We start from the raw sequence: 16840 nt of genomic DNA, 5'->3' as shown, positions 1-16840 counted from the left end.
AATTTTCTTTGAAATAAAATGATATTCCGTGCAGATATTCAGGGTCTTAGGGCTATTGCTTTTTTGAGTGTTTTTATCTTCCATTTAAACAAAGCCTGGTTGCCAGGTGGTTTTTTGGGGGTTGATATATTCTTCGTGATTTCGGGCTACCTTATTACCACCATCACAATTTCGGATATGGATAAGGGCAGATTTACTTTCGGAAATTTTTTTAAAAAAAGGCTCGTCCGGATCGCGCCGGCATACTATGCTTTGATTTTTGGGGTGTCGCTTGCTGCCTGCCTATTCTACCTCAGCACGGATATTAAAACATTCAGGGACGACCTTTCGTATGCGTTAATATTCCTCTCCAATAAAATCTTCTCCCGCGGAGATTCCTATTTTGGTGCCAAGCTGAGCGAGAATCCTTTGCTCCACACCTGGTCATTGGCCATAGAGATGCAGTTTTATCTTATCCTTCCGTTTATTCTTTATTTTGTAAAGAAGAGGAGGTTCCTGGTTCTGCTCGTTGCAACTTTGGTCCTCACCGCGCTTTCCGGTTATTCTATCTACATTGCCGGGGAAAAGCTGAAAACCTATTTTTCACTTCCTGCGAGAATCCCCGAGTTCCTTGTGGGCTGTATGATTGCCGGGCGGTTTCCTCGTGGCGAGAAGGTGCGTACGAAGCATTCCGACTGGCTCTTTTCCCTAGCCTGTGTGGCGCTGCTCTGCTGCTTTTTCCTGATATCAGAAGATGCGAAATTCCCGGGGCCTCTCGCGCTAGTTCCCTGCACCGCCGCCGCGGTGATGCTGCTGGTCGAAACCCCGCTCTCCAGATTTCTCACTTCACGCGCGATGGTGTATATCGGCACACTGTCTTATTCGTTGTATTTGTGGCATTGGCCTGTGATGGCATTTATAAGATATTCTACAGATTCGTATGAATTTACGGCTCTTCAGGTGCTGATGATCTGCATTCTTACTTTTATCTTGGCATGGCTTTCATTTCATTTTGTTGAAGAAAAACAAAGGAAAACCTCGTGGAAAAAATTCCGCGTCGCATTACCCCTCTCTATACTGTTTCTTTTCCTTTTTGTAAGATATGGTATGTGGCAAGTGAAAAAAATGAAGGACATTGAAGCAATTTACGCGCGTCCTTATTTTGGAATGAAATCACATAAAACTCCGGAAGTTGAAAAGTTTGGAGATTTAAACGAAGATACTAAAATGGTACTAATAGGCGATAGCCACGCCCTTATGATGAAGCCTTTTTTGGATAAATTAGGCCAAAAGAAAGGATTTTCATTCCAGACTCTCACTTGCGATGTGTTTCCTGCTCTCTCGGGTTATAATGAGGATGCAATAGACCTGAATGATCCAAGCAGATATAGGTATTATGAATACAGCCAGTCGATCGTACCAAAAACCGATAGCCTTATAAGAAGTAATGATGTAATTGTAATAACATCAATTTTTTATTCAAGACCGGAATTAGCTCCAGCCTTAAAATCATTAATCCAGAGACTGGACGACAAGCAAAAACTCATTTTAATAAAAACATTCCCTATATTCATACAAAACCCACTCAAAATAAACAATGGGATGATTCGCAATTCAAAAATGAAGCTCTCATCAAGGGACAACCCAAATGATGCTGCATTTTTACAATCTCTGAAAACTGAAAATGTATTTATTTACGACATTTCCAAAAGCCCTGTGTTTAAAACGGCGCCGTACCTGAATGATACCGTGATTTATTATAACGGCGACCATATCAACACTTACGGCTCGCGGCGTCTTGCCGATTATTCCGGAGAGGATTTTTATCAGTTTCTGAAGGAGGTAGATCCCGAGACATTCAAAAAATAATACAGGAAAAAAGAGCTTCGGAACTTTTCGAGTGAAGGCAGCCCTGGGAATTCGGGGCTGTTTTTTGTTTAATGTTTAAAATTGAAAGTTTAGGGTTCAACATTGTGCTGCGGTATTTAATTTTATTAACCACAGAGGCACACAGTTTTTTTAATGTCATCGAAAGATGGTTCTTAGTTTAAAGTTGAGAGTTTAAATTTTAGTTTTCGTGTAAGCACGAAGTCACAGAGTTTTATAGCTTTTACTTTCATTAAAACGCTGCAGCTTAGGTTTTGGTGGAATGTCATCCTGAGCTTGTCGAAGGGCAAAAACAATTGAAGCTTTACGCTTCGACAGGCTCAGCGTGACAGGATGCGCTCCGGCAGGCTCAGCGTGGCAAGGCATTAACTTTTTTTGCTCTTAGCAAGCTCCGGAAGCAACTCCCATTGCCCACTGATGATAGCTTGCTTCTTCTTACGGCTCCAGCCTTTCACCTGCTTTTCAAAAGCTATAGCCTGCACGACATCATTAAACTCCTGTTGAAATACGAGTTTCAAGGGTCGCCTTGAAAAGGTATAACAATCGGGATAGCGACCTTCATCGTGTTGTATTAGGCGTTGTTCTAGGTTTCCGCTGATTCCCGTATAGTAGCTGCCGTCCGAGCACTCAAGTATGTAAACGAAGTATTGCTTCATTCCGTGAAAATATGAAAAATTAGTTTTTAATCACCCTTATCAGGGATTGTCACCCTGAGCTTGTCGAAGGGCAAAAACTATTGAGGCTTTACGCTTCGACAGGCTCAGCGTGACAGGATGCGCTTCGACAGGCTCAGCGTGACAGGATGCGCTTCGGCAGGCTCAGCGTGATAAAATCACTCAGCCTAAACCTCATTCTTTACCTAAAAGTATTTTTAAGTAAATTCGCCTGATGTTTGTTTCAGAATATATCTCGCGGGATTATCCCGCATTCAGCCCGGAAGATCCGGCAGAGGAGGCGTACGAAATCTGCCGCAGCTTCGGCTTTACCCACATTTTTATTGAGGAAGAGGGGTATTTCGCCGGTGCGCTGCGCCAGGATTTTCTTGAAGATTTTTTAGAGAGCAGGCTTAGCGACCTGAGGGTGCATTACGAAAAATTCGCCCTGCCAGCGGATGCCGGGGTGCTGGAGAGCCTCCCGGTATTCCACACCTACAACACCAGCGTGGTGCCCATAATCTCCAGAGAGGAGAGGTACGAGGGCTATGTGGAGTACCGCGATGTATTTGCGGAGCTGGCGCGCTACCCGCTTTTTAGCGAGGCAGGAGCGGTGCTCACCCTGCAGACGCCGGCGGCGCACTGGTCGATGAGCGAAATCTCGCAGATTGTGGAGGGCAGCAACGGGCGGATACACGGCGTATTCATCAGCAGGATAAATACGGACAGCATCGAAATTACCCTGAAAATCAGCAGTGGCGGGCTCAGCTCGATAGAGGAGACCTTCGAGCGCTATGGCTATATTATCATTAACAAGCATTATCAGAACGAGCGCGATGAGCTGATGCGCCAGCGATTCGATTTTCTGCAGAAATATATAGAAGTGTGATGAAGGCGGCCATCTATACCCAAAAGAACGACCTGGATGTTTTCCTTTACCTCAGCAGGTTCATCTCCGAGCTGGATAAGCGCGGCGTAAAGGCGATAGTGCATACCGGCACGGCGGAGAACCTGCAGTTCTCTGCGAATTTCAAGACTTTCTCCAACTACGAGGGGCTGGCGAGCCACGGCGTGGATTTCTTTTTCTCTTTCGGCGGAGACGGCACCATCGTAAGCTCCCTATACTACATTCAGGACCTGGGCATCCCGGTGGTGGGGGTAAATATGGGCAGGCTGGGCTTTCTGGCGAGCTTTACCAAGGAAAACCTCTTCGGCTACCTGGATGATATTTTAAGAGGGAATACCAACATCAGCCACCGCAGCGTGGTGGAGGTGCACCTGCCGGAGGAGTACGACATCTTCCCCTACGCGCTGAACGATGTAGCCATCTCCAGGAGGGAAACCACAAGCATGATCACGGTGGAATCCTATATAGATAACGAGTTCCTGAATGTGTTCTGGGGAGATGGGGTTATAGTCTCCACCCCTACGGGCTCCACCGCCTATTCCCTGAGCTGCGGCGGGCCGATCATCGCCCCGAACAACAATAATTTCGTGATCACTCCCATCGCTCCGCACAACCTGAATGTGCGCCCGCTGATTGTGAATGACGATGTGGAGGTAAAATTCCGTGTGCAGAGCCGCGCCAAACATTTTACCCTCTCCCTGGATTCGCGGCTGGTGCACATACCGGTGGAGACGGAGTTCAGCGTGAGGAAGGCGCAGTTCCATTTCGCTCTGGTACACCCCAATGATCTGAATTTCTACGAAACCATCCGCCAGAAACTGCTGTGGGGGCAGGACAGAAGAGAGCATAAAAATTCATAAAAATTCTTTAATTTTACGACAAAAGTTTATCAAAATTCTAAGTTATGAGCAGAAAATTCCCGGCAGGTGTTGCCACAGGAAATTTGGTAACGGAAATCTTCCAGTACGCCAAGGAAAACCAATTTGCCCTCCCGGCAGTGAATGTAATCGGATCCAGCAATGTGAACGCCACTATGGAGACCGCTGCGAAGCTGAACGCGCCGGTAATCATCCAGTTCTCCAACGGTGGGGCAGCCTTTAATGCGGGCAAGGGCCTGAACAACGACGGGCAGCGGGCTGCCATCCTGGGGGCGGTGGCAGGAGCAAAGCACATCCACACCCTTGCGGAAGCCTACGGAGCCACGGTAATCCTGCACACGGACCACTGCGCGAAGAAACTTCTGCCATGGATAGACGGGATTATGGATGCCAATGAGGCGCATTTTAATCAGACCGGCAAGTCGCTCTATTCCTCCCATATGCTGGATCTTTCCGAAGAAACCCTGGAGGAAAACCTGGAAATTTCCCAGAAATATTTTGAGAGGATGGCGAAGATGAATATGACAATCGAGGTGGAAATCGGGGTGACCGGCGGCGAGGAAGACGGCGTGGATAACTCCGATGTGGATAACGCAAAGCTCTATACCCAGCCGGAAGATGTGGCATACACCTACGAGAAACTAAAGCAGATTTCGCCAAACTTCACCATCGCCGCGGCATTCGGGAATGTGCACGGCGTATACAAGCCGGGCAATGTGGTGCTGACGCCGAAGATCCTCGACAATTCGCAAAAATTTGTACAGGAAAAATTCGGCACCGCAGCGAAGCCTATCAACTTCGTATTCCACGGAGGATCTGGCTCTTCGCTGGAAGAAATCCGCGAGGCTATCGGCTACGGCGTAATCAAAATGAACATAGATACCGACCTGCAGTACGCCTATCTGGAAGGCATCCGCGATTATATGCGCGACAGAACCGACTATCTGCAGGGGCAAATCGGCAACCCGGAAGGCGAGGACTCCCCGAACAAAAAGCACTACGACCCGCGCGTGTGGCTGAGAAAAGGTGAGGAAACATTTACCAAAAGGCTTACCCAGGCTTTCGAAGACCTGAACAATGTGAACACATTAGGGTAAACCTTGCCTAGAAAATAAATCACCTGCCCGGCGGAATTTCTGCCGGGCTTTTTTTCTGATGACAAGTTGAGGCAAGATAATTTTGACTATGAACGAAAATAATTACCTTAGCTGAAATTTTCTTTTTTAAAAATTCTGCATGGCGTTTGAATGGTTTAGAAGGCAGGCGAAAAACATTACTACCTCCACCGCGGAGAAGAAGGATATGCCCAAAGGGCTTTGGCATAAAACCCCCACGGGGAAGATCATAGAGTACGACGCCCTGCGGGCAAATAACTATGTATCGCCGGAAGATGACTTCCATGTAAGGATCGGGAGCAAGGAATATTTCGACATAATATTCGACGGGGGCACCTGCAGGGAGCTGGATGCCAAGGTAGAAAGCATAGACCCGCTGAAATTTAAAGATACCAAGGCGTACAGCGACCGCCTAAAGGAGGTAAAGAGCAAAACAAAGCTTACGGACTCCATCCGCAGCGCTACCGGCAGCGTGAACGGGCTGGAGATGGTGGTGTCCTGTATGGATTTTGCCTTCATCGGGGGCTCCCTCGGCTCCGTGATGGGCGAGAAAATCAGCCGCGCGGTAGACTACTGCATAAAAAACAGGCTTCCGTATATGATCATCAACCAGACGGGCGGGGCGCGCATGCAGGAGGCAGCGATTTCATTAATGCAGATGGCAAAAGTGCAGTGCAAGCTCGCGCAACTCTCCGAGGCGGGGCTGCCATACATCTCGTACCTTACCGATCCTACATTCGGCGGGGTGACGGCCTCTTTTGCAATGACGGGCGACATCATCATGGCGGAGCCGGGCGCGCTCATAGGCTTTGCAGGGCCGCGCGTAATCCGCGAAACAATAGGAAGGGATCTCCCGGAAGGCTTCCAGACCTCGGAGTTCCTCCTGGAGAAAGGTTTCGTGGACTTCATAGTAAAGCGTACGGAAATAAAGGAAACCGTAAGCCAAACCCTGCGGCTGCTGATGAACAAGTGAAGCCCTGCCTGAATTTCTTTCTGCTCGTGCTGTCTCGCCCCGCCTTCGCGCTGCTCTCTGGACTTGCATTCATTAAAACAAAAATAACAGCAGAGAAGACCTGGCGGGGCAGCCGAAGAAGCAGCGCCTTCCGGGCGTATGAAAATGCTCTGCTCGGCTCCCTGGTGATGATGTACTGCTGCAAGATATCATCTCCTCGAAAATCTGCCGCCTGGGCACGCCGGATCGCAGAACTTACTGAGCAAGTTTTTACCAAAAATCCATCTGCGCAGGAAATAAACCTTCATAACATAAATGTGGGCGTTAGCCATTTTTTTGAATTACTACCGGGGGTGCACCGCCAGTTTTTCGAGACCTCCTTCTTTGTGCCGGGGCTTTTATCTAAAATAAAAAATGCCGAAGGCAAGCCGGAAGCCGCAGGCCCCGACTCGCTAATAATAGCAAAAAATAATGAAGGTATTTACTAAATTGGTAATTTCGCCAAAAATAAAAAAATGGTTCTCAGCCGCATCTGGTCCGCATTCATCATCGTAGCGCTCTGCGTGGCGGGGTGGAAATATCTTACTTCCCCGGATTATAAGGATATCTTCAACGATATGGTAGTGGGCAGGGGCGGCGATACCGTGCGGATTTCCACTGTGCCGCTGAGGGAAGTACCGGGGGAGGTTTTGGCAAAGTTTGAAATAGAGCCTGCGAATGCGGTGGCAGCGGAAGGAAGAATTCAATATAAAATAAATCCTCAGCAGCAAACCGCTGAAAAATTCCGCGTGCAGGATACCGATGGGGTTATCGGCACCAGCCGCACCGCCGTGGATATCTGCATCGGGCTTGTGGGTATTATGACGCTGTTTATGGGCTTTATGTCCATCGCGGAGAAGGCGGGTGCCGTCACGGTTCTCAGCCGGGCGATTCAGCCCTTTTTCTCAAAACTCTTCCCGGAAATCCCGAAAGACCACCCGGCCTTCGGGCATATGCTGCTGAATTTTTCCGCCAATCTTTTGGGGTTAGACAATGCTGCTACGCCGTTTGGGCTGAAGGCGATGGAGAGCCTGCAAACCCTGAACCCGAAGAAGGACACGGCGAGCAATGCACAGATCATGTTCCTGTGCCTGCACGCCGGGGGGATGACGCTGATACCGGTGTCCATCATCGCGATTCGCGCCTCATTGGGCTCCCAGTCGCCCACGGATATCTTCCTGCCGTGTATGATAGCGACCTTTGCCGCCACGATGGCCGCGATGATTATTGTGTCAATTTATCAGAAAATCAATCTGCTGAATGCTACGGTGCTTGCCTATGTGGGAGGGATTTCCGCACTCATCGCCGCATTGGTATGGTACCTCACGGGGCTCTCGAAGGAGGGGCTGGATCAGTTCAGCAAAGTGCTGAGCAACGGCTTGATTTTGTTAATTTTTCTACTCATCGTCCTCGGCGGTGTTTATAAGAAAATCAATGTTTTTGATGCGTTTATCGATGGCGCGAAAGACGGTTTTACCACCTGCGTGAAGATTATCCCGTACCTGGTGGGTATGCTGGTGGCTATTTCTATGCTGCGCACTTCCGGCGTTTTTGATGTAATCATCGGGGGGATGCGCTGGCTCGCCGATCTCTCGGGTGCCGATACGCGTTTTGTGGACGGGCTGCCAACCGCCCTGATAAAGCCGCTTTCCGGAAGCGCGGCGCGGGGTATGATGGTGGATGCGATGCAGACCTTCGGGCCGGACAGCTTTCAGGGCCGGCTGGCTGCGGTGCTGCAGGGCAGCTCGGATACTACATTTTATGTTATCGCAGTGTACTTTGGCTCCGTGGCGGTGACCAACACGCGATATGCCGTTCCGGCGATGCTTCTGGCAGATTTGGTGGGTGTGATCACATCTATCGTTCTTGCCTATATGTTCTTCGGGTAATGCGCGCTACTGCGGAATTGGCGCTGTGGACGGTACCGGGATCGAACCAGCGACCTCTGCGATGTCAACGCAGCGCTCTGAACCAACTGAGCTAACCGTCCGCTTAATACAATAAAAAAAATCCCAGATTACTCTGAGATTTTTGTGGGTTCTGAGGGATTCGAACCCCCGACCCTCTGGGTGTAAACCAGATGCTCTGAACCAACTGAGCTAAGAACCCTTGTTTTTGGTTCGGCAAATATACGGCGTTTTTTTAAACCTGCAAATTATTTTGCAAAAATTCTCCAACAATAAAGTTACTACCGCCTACAAAAATCATCTCTCCAGGCGTAAGTGTTTCTTTTGCAGAAAGATAGGCATCCTGCACTTTTTCAAAAATTTTATAAGGTATACCGGATTTTTTTAGCTGGTGTTCATATTCCTGCGGGTTTCTGCCTCTTGCCACATAAGGTTTAGCAAAATAATACTCTGCATTTTCTGGCAGCATCTGCAGAACCTCACCTATTTTCTTGTCATTCACAAAGCCGAGGATGATGTGCTTGCGCTGCGGCATCTCGTTGAGCTGGCTGAATACCTCCGTGAGGCCGGCCAGGTTATGCCCCGTGTCGCAGATGGTGAGCGGGTCCCGAGAAAATTCGTACCAGCGGCCCAGGAGGCCCGTGTTGCGCTGCACATTCCCAAGCCCGGTACGGGGCGCGCTGCCGGGTATCCGAACATTCTGCCTGCGGAGTTCTTCTGCGATAGCCACTGCCACGCGGATGTTTTTTTTCTGGTAATTGCCACTCAGGTCGGTGCTCAGGTCGGTGCTAATCTTTGTGGCATCAATGAATTCGGCTTTTTTTTCTGCAGCGATATTTCGGATGATTTCCTGTACTGTCGGATTTTCTTCTCCGCAAACTACGGGGATGCCTTCTTTAATGATGCCCGCTTTTTCTGCCGCGATTTCCTCCACAGTATCGCCCAAAACATCCTGATGGTCCACCGCCACGCTGGTAATGGCGGTGAGCACGGGGTGGATGATGTTTGTAGCGTCCAGCCTGCCGCCGAGCCCGACTTCTATCACTGCAAAATCTACCTGCTGCTGCTGGAAATATTCGAAAGCCATTACAGTGGTAAATTCGAAAAAAGAAGGCCTTATGTCTTGGGGGATTTCCTTCAGTCTTTGGATGAAGCTAAAAACAAAATCGCGGCTGGCATTCTGGCCGTTAACCTTGATCCTCTCGGTAAAGTCCAGTATGTGCGGCGAGGTGTACAGCCCCGTGCGGTAGCCTGCTTCCTGCAGTACGCTTGCCGTCATACTGCTCACGGAGCCTTTGCCGTTGGTCCCCGCGATATGTACGCAGCGCAAAGTTTTCTGCGGGTTTCCAAAAAAATCGCAAAGCCTGGCGATGTTCTGCAGCCCTGGTTTGTAGGCGCCCTTGCCGGCGCTCTCCCAGCGGGGGGCTTGTGCGTACAGCCATTCCACGGCTTGCGTATATTCGTTTTCTGTCATAGGAGATTTTTGAATTGCAAATTTAGTAAGAGTATAGCTGCTGCAGGATTTATAAAAATTTAAACAAAGAAATGAACAAAAGGTTAATTAATTGTTAAAACATTAAAAGTTCAAACTTTTGGAAAGGCATTTGCATCTTCCGTTCTACAAAACGCACTATGGAGGGCTACGAGGGTATTTACGAAAATAAAAATTTATCGGATGCGGAACGCGCTACTGAAAAAGAGCTTGCATCAGAAAAAAGTTACGGCGTAAATTCATCAGAGAAAATCTCAATTGTAAAGGAGGAGGTTGCCTTCGGGAAAAAGGAAGTAGAAAGGGGCAGGCACATTTTCAGAAAAGAAGTATCTGAGCGGGAGGTTCCAGCAGAAGTTGAACTTCGGTCAGATAAATTTGACATACAGCGAGTGCCAAAAAACGAGGAGGTTGATTTCATCCCAGAGATTCGTCAGGAAGGCGATGTAACCGTGATCCCCGTGGTGAAAGAGGTCCCCGTGGTAGTGAAGAAGCTTATGCTCGTGGAGGAAATTATCATTACCAAAACCACGGAAGCACACACCGAAACAGTTAATGCTTTCGTGCGGGAGGAAGAGTTTAAGCACGAATTTATTGAGACAGAAAACAATTCACAAAATATCTAACAATTAAAAAATTATTATTATGAACTACACTGTAGTAGGTTTGTTCAGAACCGCAGAAGAAGCACAAAGAGCATCAGAAAGACTTGATGATGCAGGATTCGAAAAAGAAAATGTAGACTACTCTCCGTACAGATACGAAGGGGATTACGAAGGGGAGGATTTTGATTATGATGAAGACGAAAGGTCCGGATCCTTCTGGGACAGGCTTTTCGGCGCAGATGAGCCCGTACGGAGAACTTACAGCGCAGCAGGTGCAAGAAGCAATGTGGTAACAGTATACACAGACGATGCAGACCGCGCTGAAAGAGCGAGAGACATTATGGATGAAAACGGCGCTATCAGCGTGGATGACCACATCCCTACAGGCTATAATGAAGCTGGATATGCTGCAGGAACAGCGGTAGAAGGTACCCAAACACAGAACTTTGCTCAGACCACTGAAGGTTCAGACAAGGTGGAAGTAGTAAAAGAAGAGCTGAATGTAGGCAAAAGAGAAGTAGAGCAAGGCGGTGTGCGCCTAAGGAGCCGCATCATCGAGCGTCCAGTGGAAGAAAGTGTACGCCTTCGTGAAGAGCGTGTGTATGTGAAAAGACAACCGGTAGATAGAGCGGTAACTGACGCAGACCGCGCATTCCAAAACCAGACTGTGGAAATGTCTGAAACTCACGAAGTGCCGGTAGTAGATAAAACTGCCCGCGTGGTAGAAGAAATCGAGCTTGCAAAAGATGTGACAGAGCGCGACGAAACCATCTCCGATACTGTACGCGAAACTGAGGTAGATGTAGAAAACCTTGGTTCTGACAGAAGAGATGACCTTGTTTAAATAATTAAAATTCCTAATCTAGGCTGCCCTCGGGCGGCTTTTTTATTTTTTAGAAAAAAATTACGGAATGAAAATGCGCGTGGCAATCATCGGGGGCGGGGCTGCAGGGATGTTCTGCGCCGCCAATCTTGAAGAGGAAAAATGTGAGGTAAAGATATTCGAGCAGAATGCCGATGTATTGCAGAAAGTAAAAATCTCTGGCGGAGGGCGGTGCAATGTGACCCACGCCTGCTTCGATCCGCGCGAGCTCGCCAAGTTTTACCCCAGAGGCAGCAGGGAGCTTTTAAGCGTATTCTCAAAATTCCAGCCGGCGGATACCATCGCCTGGTTCGAAGAACGCGGCACGAAGCTGAAAACCGAGGACGACAACCGCGTGTTCCCGGAGAGTAACAACTCGCAAAGCATCATTGACACCATCACGAAAGAAGTTCTAGCAAAGGGATTCGAGGTGAAGACACGCTGCGCCATTCGGGACATCGCCTGTGAGGAAGAAATTTATAAAATTTCTACTTCCGGGGGGGTATACCCTGCCGATGCCGTAGTATTCGCCACGGGCAGCGCGCCAAGATCGCTGAAAATATTGGAAAATCTCGGTCACGGCATCGTGCCGCCGGTGCCGTCGCTGTTTACTTTCAATGTTCAGGATGCGCTGCTGGAGGGGCTTTCCGGCACAAACTTTGAATATGCGGAAATATCAGTCCCCGCTTTAAAAACGGAAGAATCTGGCGCGCTGCTCATCACGCACTGGGGGCTCTCCGGGCCGGCAATCCTGAAACTTTCAGCGTGGAAGGCACGAGAATTAGCGGCGCAGAATTATCGGTTTGAAATCCTTGTGAATTTCATCGGGGAAAACATTCGGGATACTGAAGAAATTTTCCTTGATTTTAGAAATAACCATCCTAAAAAATCCATAGGCCAGAGCAAAATTTTCAATGTAACTCACCGCTTCTGGCAGAGAGTTCTCGAAATATCTCAAATCAAAGCTGAAAAACAGCTCTCCCAAATCAGCAAAAAAGAAATAATGGCAATGCTGGAAAATCTTTGCAGGAAGCGTTTTTCGGTAAACGGGAAATCTACCTTCAAAGAGGAGTTCGTAACGGCGGGCGGCGTGGAGCTGAAAGAAATTAATTTTAAAACGATGCAATCCAAACTGCTGGAGAATTTCTTCCTCGCCGGCGAGGTTCTGGACATCGATGCCGTAACCGGCGGCTTCAACTTCCAAGCGTGCTGGAGCGAGGCTTGGCTGATTGCCCAGGCACTGAATGGCACTGTCTAAAGTTTTCGCAAATGAGAAATAAGAATAAGGTGGCACGCATAAAAAGCCTATTTTTGCAGGTGAAATGGCAGATATCATCCAACTTTTGCCGGATCATGTGGCGAACCAGATAGCAGCGGGCGAGGTGGTGCAGCGCCCGGCATCCATCGTGAAGGAGCTTCTGGAGAATGCCATAGATGCAAAGGCTAGCAAAATAGAACTTATCGTGCGAGAATCCGGCAGGAACCTCATCCAGGTGGTGGACAACGGCATCGGGATGAGCGAAACGGATGCCCGAATGGCCTTCGAAAGGCACGCCACTTCCAAAATCCGAAACACTGAGGATATTTTTAAAATAGCCTCCAAGGGCTTCCGCGGCGAGGCGCTGGCGTCCATCGCGGCGGTGGCGCAGGTAGAGCTGAAGACGCGGAAAAAGGATGCGCCCATAGGTACCAACATCTACATAGAAGGTGGGGGGCTCCAGTTTCAGGAGCCGGTACAGACGGCGGAAGGCTCCAATTTTTTGGTGAAAAATCTTTTTTACAATGTCCCCGCAAGGCGCAAATTCCTGAAAAATAATAATGTGGAATTCCGGCACATCCTCGATGAGTTCCAGCGGGTGGCGCTTGCGCATCCGGAGGTGGAGTTTGATCTCTATCATAACGACGATATCGTCTTCCGCCTGCGCAAGGGCTCCCAGCTGCAGCGCATCGTGGAGATTTTCGGGCGGAAGCTGCAGCCGCTCCTTATCCCCATAAAAGAGGAGCTGGACTGGGTACGGTTTCACGGATATGTGGCTAAGCCGGAGGGGGCAAAGAAGGTGCGCGGCGAGCAGTTTTTCTTTGTAAACGGCAGGTATTTCCGCAGCCCGTACCTCAGCAAGGCAGTGGTGGAGGCATTCGAAGGGCTGCTGATGCCGGGCTACATTCCGTCATTTTTCCTCTACCTGGAGCTGGATCCTGGCAGGATTGATGTCAATATACATCCGCAGAAAACCGAGGTAAAGTTTGAGGATGAAAGCCTGATCTTCGCCCTCATCCGCTCCACCGTCAAGCGCGCTCTGGGCATCTACAACATTGCCCCGTCGCTAGATTTTGACCGAGATCCGCAGGTTGAGAATTTTCTCGGAAACGCTACGGCCAGCTCGCTGAACAAGCCGGCGGGCATCACGGTAGACCGGAATTTCAATCCCTTTGAACAGGAAGGCAAAACCCAGCCGGAAATGCTGAATCTGGAGGAAATCTACGGCACTGCCGAAACTGCTCCTTCAAAAATCAACCTTTTTGAGGATGATGAAAACCTTGACGAAGACCTGCTGCGGCTGCCCAACGGCTACTGGCTGCTGAACCGCCAGGGCGGGACGCTGATGCTGGACCCCGGGCGGATGCACCGCGTCATCAATGCGGAGCGAAATAAAGGAAAAAAACGAAGTACGGAAGCCCACCAGCTGCTATTCTCGCTGGAATATCACCTCAATGAAATTGAGAAAACAAAGTTCCGCTCCATAAAGAAATACCTCCCGCAGCTGGGTTTTGATATGACGCTGGCACAGGAGAATGTGCTGAGGATAGACGCCGTGCCGCAGGGGCTGAAGGAGACGAAGGTGATAAAATTCCTGGAGGACCTCTTCGAAATCCTTGACTATCACACCGAGGAGGATTTTTTGCATTTTTATGACAATCAGTGGAATAAGCTGCATTCCAAGTCCCGGTTTGATTTTATTTATAAATATGAAATGCAGGAGCTGCTCAAGGATTTCTCCGCGGCGGGCTTCCCAAATTACGCTCCGGACGGTAAAATTTGTTTTATTGAATTACCTTTGGAGGAATTAAAAAATAAATTTTAAACCAATGTTTGACAATCAGGCGCCCATCACCAAAAATATTATTTTGCTCAACTCAGTGATCTTTGCACTGATGTACCTCCCCCTGCCCGCGGTGCACCAGCTTCTGGTGAGCTTCCCAGCCTATTTTCCACTCTCGTCTTATTTCCGGTGGTGGCAGGTGGTTACGCATATGTTTATGCACGGCAGCCTTATGCACATCCTTTTCAATATGCTTACGCTTCTGAGTTTCGGGCCTACCATAGAGCGGCTCTTTGGCGGGAAGAGGTTTACCCTGCTGTATTTCCTTAGCGGTCTCGGGGCATTTCTGCTGTTTAATTTATGGAATTATTACCTCTACACCCAGGCAGCAGGCACCGCAGAGGGCGACGCCATACTGAATACGCCGATGGTGGGGGCGTCGGGGGCTATTTTTGGGGTGATGACCGCCTTCGCCACTCTCTTCCCGGATACCAAGCTCTACTTTATGTTCATACCCGTACCCATCAGCGCAAAGTACATCCTCCCGGTCATCATCGTAGTATCCATATACCTGGGCTTCAGCGACCAGATGAGCGGGATAGCGCACTTCGCGCATGTGGGCGGGGCAATCGTTGGCTGGATAATGGCACGGAGCTGGAAGAAAAAACTACCTCAACATAATTTCTACCGATGAATTTGCTGCGCACTTTCCTTGCCGCCGTCCACCTTCTGGTGGTGGTGGCCCTGCTGCTCTGCGGGCTGAATGCGGTGGTGTCGCCGGTCGTTTTTCCTTACCTCAACCTCCTTTCGCTGGCGTTCCCGGCGCTGCTTGGCATTCATGTCGCGCTCTCCGTACTTTGGTTGCTACTTCGGCGCAAGCGTGCCGTGTTTTTTCTGCTGATAAGCATCTTTTTCTTCAAACCGGCGCAGAGGTGGATTAATTTTACCCCTGAAAAAAAGCCCGGAAATTTTAAGGTGATCACCTACAACGGTCATTATAACGGCGGCGAGAATGATGCGGTGCGGAACTACCTGCTGAGGCACAACGCGGATGTGGTTTTCCATCAGGAATACAGGCCGGCGGAGAATTTCTACCCTTTCGTGAAGCAGGAATCTGTGGTTGCCATCAGTTCTGCGCACAGGATCGTAAATTATCAGCTCATAGATATTGGCGACGGAAATTCTCAGGCGATGGCGGCAGACATACAGATAAACGGCAAAGTAATCCGTTTTATCAACATCTACCTCGAGCCGTTTTATATCAATAAAGATTTAGTGAAATCTGCAGCGAAAAATGAAATGAAAGCTGAGGTATTGAAAAACAGGCTACTCTCCACCTTCCGCATTCACGGGCAGCAGGTGCCGATAATCCAAAAATTTATCAAAAACTCGCCCTATCCCGTGATCGTAGGTGGCGACCTGAATTCCGTACCCAACTCCTTTGAATATTACTCGCTTTCGGAAGGCTTGCAGGACGCGTTTACCGCGGCAGGCAGGGGCAGCGCCACCAGCTTTCACGATTTTAAATTCCCGATCCGCATCGATTATCTTTTCTGTTCCAAAGATATCCTGCCGAGTACCTACCGCGTAGACCGGGGCGTGCGCTACTCCGACCATTACCCAGTAATCGCTACATTCACTTTGAAATAGATGAGAGCTTATAAATTTTTATACCTTTCGGCAGCCCTTTGCCTTGCTTTCTGCAGCAAACCACAGGGCGAGTTGCCGGCAGCAGAAGCGGATAACCTTCCTGCGCCCTACGATACCGCCGCGGTGGATTCCTTCGCCCCGGGCGCCACTTCGCGGAATGTGGTATTGGTGAGATACGACACGGTGCCGGTAGATTCCTTAAAAAACATTAAGCCAAAAACCAAAGACTCCGCAAAGAAAAAAGCCGAGAAGCCGCAGGATAAAAACCTGAAAGACAGGACTAAAGACAACGAGAGCGAGCCAAAGGCCGCAGAATAATATTATTAAAATTGACAGAAAAATTAAAACTTGAAGAGCTCGGTAGGATAAGCATCGAGGAGTTTAAGAACGCCGCAAAAACCCCGCTGGTCGTAGTGCTGGATGATGTGAGGAGCATGCACAATGTAGGCGCGGTATTCCGCACGGCGGACGCGTTTCTGGTGGAGAAAATCTTCCTCTGCGGCATTACGCCAAAGCCGCCCCACCGAGAAATCCACAAATCTGCGCTTGGCGCTACGGAAAGCGTAGAGTGGCAGTTTTACGAGAATATATCTGAAGCGCTGCTCGATCTTAAAACTCTGCGGTACGAAATCATCGGCATTGAGCAAACGACGGCCTCGCGGGCTGTTACCGATTTTAAAATCTGCAAAGACAAAAAATACACCCTCGTGCTGGGCAATGAGGTGGAGGGGCTTTCGCAGCGCGCCATGAAGCACTGCGATGCTTTTCTGGAAATTCCTCAGCTGGGCACCAAGCACTCGCTGAATGTTTCCGTGTGTGCAGGGATCATAATGTGGGAGTTCTTCCGGATTTTGCGGTAATTTTTATTTAATTTTG

The 16840-nt window shown here is 49.1% G+C and carries 17 protein-coding genes and 2 tRNA genes; 15 read left to right on the top strand and 4 right to left on the bottom strand.

Annotated features, from left to right (window positions below; translation table 11 throughout):
- The first annotated feature begins 18 nt into the window (after nucleotides 1–18).
- Nucleotides 19–1848 (top strand): acyltransferase family protein, encoded by a 1830-nt coding sequence (locus tag IMZ16_RS06175; protein ID WP_193439308.1) that lies wholly within the window; start codon nucleotides 19–21, stop codon nucleotides 1846–1848.
- 383 nt (nucleotides 1849–2231) lie between these two features.
- On the opposite strand, the gene IMZ16_RS06170 is transcribed toward IMZ16_RS06175, so the two are convergent.
- On the bottom strand, nucleotides 2232–2522 hold the full coding sequence (locus tag IMZ16_RS06170) for a GIY-YIG nuclease family protein (RefSeq protein ID WP_193439307.1): 291 nt from the start codon (nucleotides 2520–2522) through the stop codon (nucleotides 2232–2234).
- Nucleotides 2523–2754: 232 nt separating this feature from the next.
- Between IMZ16_RS06170 and IMZ16_RS06165 the strand changes: the two genes are divergently transcribed.
- The 6 genes from IMZ16_RS06165 to IMZ16_RS06140 all read left to right on the top strand — a co-directional run bounded on the left by IMZ16_RS06165 (nucleotide 2755) and on the right by IMZ16_RS06140 (nucleotide 8299).
- The gene (locus tag IMZ16_RS06165; RefSeq protein ID WP_193439306.1) at nucleotides 2755–3408 is read left to right on the top strand and encodes a CBS domain-containing protein; all 654 of its coding nucleotides are present in this window, start codon (nucleotides 2755–2757) and stop codon (nucleotides 3406–3408) included.
- Entirely contained in the window at nucleotides 3408–4286 is an 879-nt protein-coding gene (locus tag IMZ16_RS06160) for an NAD kinase (protein WP_193439305.1), read from the top strand. The genes IMZ16_RS06165 and IMZ16_RS06160 overlap by 1 nt, the downstream gene beginning before the upstream one ends.
- Before the next feature lie 44 nt (nucleotides 4287–4330).
- The gene (fbaA, locus tag IMZ16_RS06155; protein ID WP_193439304.1) at nucleotides 4331–5401 is read left to right on the top strand and encodes a class II fructose-bisphosphate aldolase; all 1071 of its coding nucleotides are present in this window, start codon (nucleotides 4331–4333) and stop codon (nucleotides 5399–5401) included.
- Between the two features lie 139 nt (nucleotides 5402–5540).
- The gene (gene accD, locus IMZ16_RS06150; RefSeq protein WP_193439303.1) at nucleotides 5541–6392 is read left to right on the top strand and encodes an acetyl-CoA carboxylase, carboxyltransferase subunit beta; all 852 of its coding nucleotides are present in this window, start codon (nucleotides 5541–5543) and stop codon (nucleotides 6390–6392) included.
- The gene (locus IMZ16_RS06145; protein ID WP_193439302.1) at nucleotides 6389–6859 is read left to right on the top strand and encodes a DUF6973 domain-containing protein; all 471 of its coding nucleotides are present in this window, start codon (nucleotides 6389–6391) and stop codon (nucleotides 6857–6859) included. Before accD ends, IMZ16_RS06145 begins: the two co-directional genes overlap by 4 nt.
- A gap of 27 nt (nucleotides 6860–6886) precedes the next feature.
- The gene (locus IMZ16_RS06140) at nucleotides 6887–8299 is read left to right on the top strand and encodes a nucleoside recognition domain-containing protein (protein ID WP_193439301.1); all 1413 of its coding nucleotides are present in this window, start codon (nucleotides 6887–6889) and stop codon (nucleotides 8297–8299) included.
- A gap of 26 nt (nucleotides 8300–8325) precedes the next feature.
- On the opposite strand, the gene IMZ16_RS06135 is transcribed toward IMZ16_RS06140, so the two are convergent.
- The 3 genes from IMZ16_RS06135 to IMZ16_RS06125 form a co-directional block, all read right to left on the bottom strand.
- Nucleotides 8326–8400: transfer RNA gene (locus tag IMZ16_RS06135), tRNA-Val, on the bottom strand.
- 44 nt (nucleotides 8401–8444) lie between these two features.
- Nucleotides 8445–8519 (bottom strand) — tRNA-Val (locus IMZ16_RS06130).
- A gap of 33 nt (nucleotides 8520–8552) precedes the next feature.
- Nucleotides 8553–9791 carry a bifunctional folylpolyglutamate synthase/dihydrofolate synthase gene (locus IMZ16_RS06125; protein ID WP_193439300.1) on the bottom strand — a complete coding sequence of 413 codons (1239 nt, stop codon included), beginning with the start codon at nucleotides 9789–9791 and terminating at the stop codon, nucleotides 8553–8555.
- Between the two features lie 158 nt (nucleotides 9792–9949).
- Here IMZ16_RS06125 and IMZ16_RS06120 point away from each other — a divergent pair, with 158 nt between their 5' ends.
- From IMZ16_RS06120 to IMZ16_RS06085, 8 genes are all read left to right on the top strand, one after another.
- Entirely contained in the window at nucleotides 9950–10432 is a 483-nt protein-coding gene (locus IMZ16_RS06120; RefSeq protein WP_193439299.1) for a DUF2382 domain-containing protein, read from the top strand.
- 19 nt (nucleotides 10433–10451) lie between these two features.
- On the top strand, nucleotides 10452–11255 hold the full coding sequence (locus IMZ16_RS06115) for a YsnF/AvaK domain-containing protein (RefSeq protein WP_193439298.1): 804 nt from the start codon (nucleotides 10452–10454) through the stop codon (nucleotides 11253–11255).
- 67 nt (nucleotides 11256–11322) lie between these two features.
- Nucleotides 11323–12531: a BaiN/RdsA family NAD(P)/FAD-dependent oxidoreductase gene (locus tag IMZ16_RS06110; protein WP_193439297.1), complete on the top strand. Its 1209-nt coding sequence runs from the start codon at nucleotides 11323–11325 to the stop codon at nucleotides 12529–12531.
- 64 nt (nucleotides 12532–12595) lie between these two features.
- On the top strand, nucleotides 12596–14356 hold the full coding sequence (gene mutL, locus IMZ16_RS06105) for a DNA mismatch repair endonuclease MutL (RefSeq protein ID WP_193439296.1): 1761 nt from the start codon (nucleotides 12596–12598) through the stop codon (nucleotides 14354–14356).
- Nucleotides 14357–14360: 4 nt separating this feature from the next.
- On the top strand, nucleotides 14361–15008 hold the full coding sequence (locus IMZ16_RS06100) for a rhomboid family intramembrane serine protease (RefSeq protein WP_193439295.1): 648 nt from the start codon (nucleotides 14361–14363) through the stop codon (nucleotides 15006–15008).
- Nucleotides 15005–15964: an endonuclease/exonuclease/phosphatase family protein gene (locus IMZ16_RS06095; protein ID WP_193439294.1), complete on the top strand. Its 960-nt coding sequence runs from the start codon at nucleotides 15005–15007 to the stop codon at nucleotides 15962–15964. The genes IMZ16_RS06100 and IMZ16_RS06095 overlap by 4 nt, the downstream gene beginning before the upstream one ends.
- Nucleotides 15965–16282: a hypothetical protein gene (locus tag IMZ16_RS06090; RefSeq protein ID WP_193439293.1), complete on the top strand. Its 318-nt coding sequence runs from the start codon at nucleotides 15965–15967 to the stop codon at nucleotides 16280–16282. It begins immediately after the preceding gene.
- An 11-nt stretch (nucleotides 16283–16293) separates the two neighbouring features.
- Nucleotides 16294–16824, top strand: a complete 531-nt coding sequence (locus IMZ16_RS06085) for an RNA methyltransferase (RefSeq protein WP_193439292.1) — start codon at nucleotides 16294–16296, stop codon at nucleotides 16822–16824.
- The last annotated feature ends 16 nt before the right edge of the window (nucleotides 16825–16840 follow it).

The sequence above is a fragment of the Cruoricaptor ignavus genome, assembly GCF_014961145.1.
Lineage (GTDB): Bacteria > Bacteroidota > Bacteroidia > Flavobacteriales > Weeksellaceae > Cruoricaptor > Cruoricaptor ignavus.
The sequence above is the reverse complement of the archived record's forward strand: the minus strand, read 5'-3'. Positions and strand labels throughout refer to the sequence as shown.